The 4,993-nt window shown below is 65.4% G+C and carries 7 protein-coding genes; 2 read left to right on the top strand and 5 right to left on the bottom strand.

The window, feature by feature from the left end; translation table 11 throughout:
• Positions 1-702: dihydroxy-acid dehydratase (locus tag RMO23_RS01745; RefSeq protein ID WP_309678376.1), on the bottom strand; the 702-nt coding region annotated here is incomplete at its 3' end.
• Positions 703-803: 101 nt separating this feature from the next.
• Here RMO23_RS01745 and RMO23_RS01740 point away from each other — a divergent pair.
• Positions 804-1,730: a LysR family transcriptional regulator gene (locus tag RMO23_RS01740; RefSeq protein WP_309678375.1), complete on the top strand. Its 927-nt coding sequence runs from the start codon at positions 804-806 to the stop codon at positions 1,728-1,730.
• A gap of 33 nt (positions 1,731-1,763) precedes the next feature.
• Here the strand turns inward: RMO23_RS01740 and msrA are convergent, their stop codons facing one another.
• Both msrA and msrB read right to left on the bottom strand, forming a co-directional pair.
• On the bottom strand, positions 1,764-2,474 hold the full coding sequence (msrA, locus tag RMO23_RS01735) for a peptide-methionine (S)-S-oxide reductase MsrA (RefSeq protein WP_309678374.1): 711 nt from the start codon (positions 2,472-2,474) through the stop codon (positions 1,764-1,766).
• Positions 2,474-2,983 (bottom strand): peptide-methionine (R)-S-oxide reductase MsrB, encoded by a 510-nt coding sequence (msrB, locus tag RMO23_RS01730; protein WP_309678373.1) that lies wholly within the window; start codon positions 2,981-2,983, stop codon positions 2,474-2,476. Before msrB ends, msrA begins: the two co-directional genes overlap by 1 nt.
• A 300-nt stretch (positions 2,984-3,283) precedes the next feature.
• Between msrB and RMO23_RS01725 the strand changes: the two genes are divergently transcribed.
• Positions 3,284-3,766: a hypothetical protein gene (locus tag RMO23_RS01725; RefSeq protein WP_309678372.1), complete on the top strand. Its 483-nt coding sequence runs from the start codon at positions 3,284-3,286 to the stop codon at positions 3,764-3,766.
• Positions 3,767-3,784: 18 nt separating this feature from the next.
• On the opposite strand, the gene RMO23_RS01720 is transcribed toward RMO23_RS01725, so the two are convergent.
• The gene (locus RMO23_RS01720) at positions 3,785-4,429 is read right to left on the bottom strand and encodes a hypothetical protein (protein WP_309678371.1); all 645 of its coding nucleotides are present in this window, start codon (positions 4,427-4,429) and stop codon (positions 3,785-3,787) included.
• 172 nt (positions 4,430-4,601) lie between these two features.
• Positions 4,602-4,993: CoA pyrophosphatase (locus RMO23_RS01715; protein ID WP_309678370.1), on the bottom strand; the 392-nt coding region annotated here is incomplete at its 5' end.

Genomic DNA, 4,993 nt, shown 5'->3' with positions numbered 1-4,993 from the left:
CTTTTCGTCGTGCGGATTCGCCATGGTGCTGGAGTAGGGCAGCGAAATGCCGAGCGCCTCAAACGCGCTGGACATGGTGTTGGCCGTGTACATGCCGCCGCAGCTGCCGGTGCCCGGAATGGCGCGGCGCTCGATTTGCAGCAGGTCTTCGTCGCTCATGCGGCCAGCGGCGTTTTCGCCCACGGCTTCAAACACGCTGACGATGTTGAGGTCTTTGCCTTTGTAATGGCCCGGCAGGATGGTGCCGCCGTAAACATAGATGGCCGGCACATTGGCGCGCAGCATGCCCATCAGGCCGCCCGGCATGTTCTTGTCGCAGCCGCCGACCACCAGTACGCCGTCCATCCACTGGCCCTGCACGCAGGTTTCAATGCAGTCGGAGATGACTTCGCGGCTCACCAGCGAGTACTTCATGCCCTCGGTGCCCATGGCCATGCCGTCGGAAATGGTGGGCGTGCCAAACACCTGGGCGTTGCCGCCGGCTTCTTCAATCGCGGCAATGGCGGCATCGGCCAGCTTTTGCAGGCCACTGTTGCAGGGCGTGATGGTGCTGTGTCCGTTGGCGACGCCAATCATGGGCTTTTTGAAGTCGCCTTCCTCGTAGCCCATGGCGTAGTACATGGAGCGATTCGGCGCGCGCGACTTGCCTTCGGTGATGTTTTTGCTGCGCGGGTTCATGACGGTGATGGTCTTGGTTTCCATGGGGTGTCTCTTCTGGTGGGGTTTTGCCGAAAAGTCGAGTATGCGTGTTTTGGTTGATTCTTTCCAATCCATTATTTGTGGTGTATTAATATGCATGGCATATGAGAGAAGTTGCCGCTCCACCCCACCAGCCGCCCTTGATCGAACTGCGTTTGTGGCGGCAGTTTCTGGCCGTCGCCGATGCGCTGCATTTTGGCCGTGCCGCCCAGCGCCTGAACATGACGCAGCCACCGCTCACGCAGGCGATTGCGCAGCTCGAAGCCCTGCTGGGCCTGAAACTGTTTGACCGCACCAAACGCAGCGTACAACTGACGGTGGCCGGTGCCGCGCTGGTGCCCGAGGCGCGTGACCTGCTGGCGCGTGCCCAGGCCTTGCCCCTGGTGGCGCGTGCCAGTGCCGACGGCCAGGCCGGGCGGCTGCGGCTGGCCTTTGTGTCCACGGTCGGTTTCGATTTGTTGCCGCGCTGGGTACGCGCCTTTCGCGAGCAGTATCCCAAGGTGCAGCTGGAGCTGATCGAAGCCACCGGCGATGTTCAGCTGCAGGCGCTGGAGCGCGGTGAAATCGATGCCGGTTTCATGCTGCATTCGCCCGGCTTTGCGCCGCCAGGGCTGGCCTGCCGGCGCCTCGCGCGGGACCCGCTGGTGCTGGCGCTGCCCGAGCAGAGCGGGCTGGCCGGCAACACCCCCCTCACGCTGAAGGACTTGCTGGACCAGCCCCTGGTGATTTTCCCGCGGCGCATTGTGCCGTCGCTGTACGACGCGATTTTTGCGATGTACCACGCCTCCGGCCAGTTGCCGCGCGTGGCCCAGGAGGCCATCCAGATGCAAACCATCGTCAACCTGGTATCGGCCGGCCTCGGCGTGGCCTGGGTGCCCGACAGTGTGCGGCAGTTTCAGCGGCCGGGCGTGGTCTACCGGACGGTCAAGGGCCGCAAGGGGCAGGCGGTTCCCGGTTGTGAGACCAGCCTGGTGTGGGCCGGGGCGGCCAGCCCGGCGTTGGAGCGCTTCATGGCGTTTGCGCCGGGCTGACAGCGTTCGGCGGGAAGGGCCGCCAGCCTGCGGTCATGGACTTGAGCCGCGGGCTTGCGATGACACCAGCACCGGCTTGTCGCGGTACAGCTCGGGCATCATGGTTTTGAGGTTGGCGATTTTCGGCAGATCAAAGCGCGCGATGTAGGGCTGGCCCGGGTGCAGCGTGGCGTAGTCCTGGTGGTAAGCCTCGGCCGGGTAAAAGGCGGTCAGCGGCGTCAGCTGCGTCACGATCTTGCCGCCAAACACCCGGGCTGCGTCCAGCTGCGCGATGTAGCCCTCGGCCACCTGTTTCTGGCTGGCGTCCTGATAAAAAACGGCGGAGCGGTACTGCGTGCCCGAGTCCGGGCCCTGGCGATTGAGCTGCGTCGGGTCGTGCACCACTGAAAAGTAGATCTGCAGCAGCTTGCCGTAGGAAATCTGCCTCGGGTCATAGCTGATCTGCACCGATTCGGCGTGCCCGGTCCGGCCCGAGCCTATCGCGCCGTAGTTGGCGGTGGCCTTCTCGCCACCGGCGTAGCCCGAGACCGCGTTCAACACGCCCTGGGTGTGCTGGAACACGGCCTGCACGCCCCAGAAGCAGCCGCCCGCGAAAACGGCCGTTTCGCGGGCGGCCTGGGAGCCCGCGGGCATCTCCAGCGCCGGCGGCGGCAGCCGGACGGCTTTTTCCGCCGCCGCGCTGCTGCCCAGGTAAACCCACGCACACAGGGCGATCACGCCTGCGACAAGCAGAGCCTGGCGCATCATGCGGCTCCCGGGGTGAAGTTCAGGGCCACACCGTTCATGCAATAGCGCAGGCCGGTGGGTTTGGGGCCGTCGTCGAATACATGGCCCAGATGCCCGCCACAGCGGCGGCACAGCACCTCGGTGCGCTTCATGAACAGGGTGGTATCGGTGTCTTCGCGCACCGCTTTTTCCATCGGCTGCCAGAAGCTGGGCCAGCCGGTGCCGCTCTCAAACTTGGTGGAGGATGAGAAAAGGGGCAGGGCGCAACCCGCGCAGCTGAAAACGCCGGCGCGTTTTTCCTTGTTCAAGGGGCTGGAGCCCGGGCGCTCGGTGCCGGCCTTGCGCAAGACCTGGTATTGATCGGGTTTGAGCAGTTTTTGCCATTCGGCATCGGTGTGCATCACTTCATAGGCCCGCGCCGCGTGGGCTGGCGCACTGGCGACCAGGCCGCGCAGGCCCGCCACGGCGCCGGTCAGCGTGCCGGTCAGGGCGCCAAGGCGCAGCAGGGTATTTCTTCGGCTCATCATGGGGTTTCCTTTCGCTGGATCGGTGGTTCCTGTTGGATTGGTCGGGGCGGCGATGTGTTCCTTACATCAGTCATCGGGGATTGACCGACAGACTGGGGCCAGGCGGCTACCCGCCGAGTTTCTTCGGCCTGGATGGTGCTATTAATTAAGTAGCACGTAACGCTTGTTGTTAAAGGGCTAGAGGCCTATTTGATGCCTAAAAATGGTTTTTTGGGGATGCTGGCGGTCCAAAAAAGCCGGGACGCCGCTTTGGGGGCGATCAAGCCCCCAGTTGCAAGCAGGCGTAAGCTGGTGGCCGCCATGACCCACCCCACCACGCCGCGCCTGAACCCGGGTGTTTCAACCACACGCCGCCGGCTTGGCGCGGCAATGGCGCTGGCCAGCCTGGTGCTGGTGGCCTGCGACAGCCCGCCCGCCGACTCGCCGATGGAAGCGGTGCAGCAGCGCCTGGTGGGTAGCTGGCTCAGGGACTACGAGCAGGACGGCGTGCGGGTGCGCCGCTTGCTGGTGCTGGAGGCCGACGGTCACTTTAGCGAGACGGCGCGCGTGGTCGATGCGGGCGGTGCCGTCACGCGGCACAGTCATGCGGGCGAATGGACTTTTGACGGCACCAACCTGAAGCGCCGCTACACCCGCTTTGACGGCAAGCAGCCCAGCGCGCCCACCCTGCCGTACGCGACGTTTCAGCTCAGGTTCGAGTCAAACCGCGAGTTTGTCGGCACGGACAACCTGCGCAAGCGCGAGGTGCGCTACCAGCGGGTCGAGCCGGGCGCGGCGCTGTAGCGCCCCTTCACACCCGCATCAATACGGCAGCGCAAACCCGTTCTTGCCCGCATTGATGCGCAGCACCGTAGGCTTGCCGTCAATCGCCTGGGCCGACAGCGAGACGCTGGCGCCAGGCAGCAGCAGGCTGCGGTCGGCGGGCCGGGAGCTCATGATGGGTGCATCGGCCGGCACGACGATGGTTTTTTCGCCGTCCTGGTACTTCAGCTGAAGCTTGCGGCCGGTGGCTGCGCCGGCGATGGCGCCGACATCGGCGACAGTGGCATTGGTCATGGTGCTTTGCGGCAGCAGGTCAAACGGGCGGTGGCCTTCACCGGCGCCGCGGGCCGCTTCCGGAAACACGCTGACCGCAATCGCGCGCTGGCTGCCGTCGGCCTGCGGCATGGCCGCCGTGCCTATGTAGCTTCCTGGCTTGATGTCTTCCAGCCTGATCGGGAACACCTCGGACACCACCAGCCTGTCGGACAGCAGCAGCTCGACGACTTCGCCACTGCGGTCCTTGACGGTGAGCGTGCCTGGCGTCACGCTGAGCACCGTGCCGCGCATTCGCACCGTGGCAGGCGCTGTCTGGGCCAGGGCTTCACTGATGAAGGGGGTGAACAGGCTGGCGCTCAGGGCCAGGGCCAACAAGGCGGTCAGGGAGCTGGTGGGGCTGATTTTCATGGTGTGTCGCTTGCTGGTGGTGGCGGGACGGGCGCTGCGCAGATGCCGCAGGGCTGTGCCCGTCTGGCCTGGACTTTAATGGATTCACCGCCCACTCGATAGGTTCCCGTGTCATGCCGCTCTGCTGGCCAAAGCAGGGGCAGCGACAGTGGCATTGGGATTTAGGGGGCGCTCATTTCCAGGCAAACGCCGGCTGCTCGAAATGCGCCACGCGGGTGGTCCGGCCCGCTATGCAGACCTCCCGGAACTGGTAGAGGATGGCCGCCGTCGGCGCCGCAATCCAGTGGTCGCCGACGGGCATGCGCAGCACGGGATGGGCGCCGTGCCCTTCATGCGCCAGCAGGGGCGCGTCGGCGCGCAAAAACTCGGTAACCGGGATGCGGTGAATGCTGGCCACCTCGGCCGGATTGGGCCGGATCTGCCGCGCCGCGCCGGCCCAGACGACGACCGGGGTGATGACAAAACCCGAGCGCGTGACGAAATCATCGAGCCGGCCCAGGATGGCGCTGGCATCAAGTTCCAGATGCACCTCTTCGGCCAGCTCGCGCAGGGCTGCCTGCTCCG

The sequence above is a fragment of the Polaromonas sp. genome, from assembly GCF_031411155.1.
Taxonomy (GTDB): Bacteria; Pseudomonadota; Gammaproteobacteria; order Burkholderiales; family Burkholderiaceae_C; genus Polaromonas.
This window is presented reverse-complemented; position numbering and strand designations above follow the sequence as displayed.

Coding starts and splice junctions, on each gene's coding strand:
- RMO23_RS01740 (WP_309678375.1), top strand. CDS start 804: ATGAGAGAAGTTGCCGCTCCACCCCACCAGCCGCCCTTGATCGAACTG.
- msrA (WP_309678374.1), bottom strand. CDS start 2,474: ATGCGCCAGGCTCTGCTTGTCGCAGGCGTGATCGCCCTGTGTGCGTGG.
- msrB (WP_309678373.1), bottom strand. CDS start 2,983: ATGATGAGCCGAAGAAATACCCTGCTGCGCCTTGGCGCCCTGACCGGC.
- RMO23_RS01725 (WP_309678372.1), top strand. CDS start 3,284: ATGACCCACCCCACCACGCCGCGCCTGAACCCGGGTGTTTCAACCACA.
- RMO23_RS01720 (WP_309678371.1), bottom strand. CDS start 4,429: ATGAAAATCAGCCCCACCAGCTCCCTGACCGCCTTGTTGGCCCTGGCC.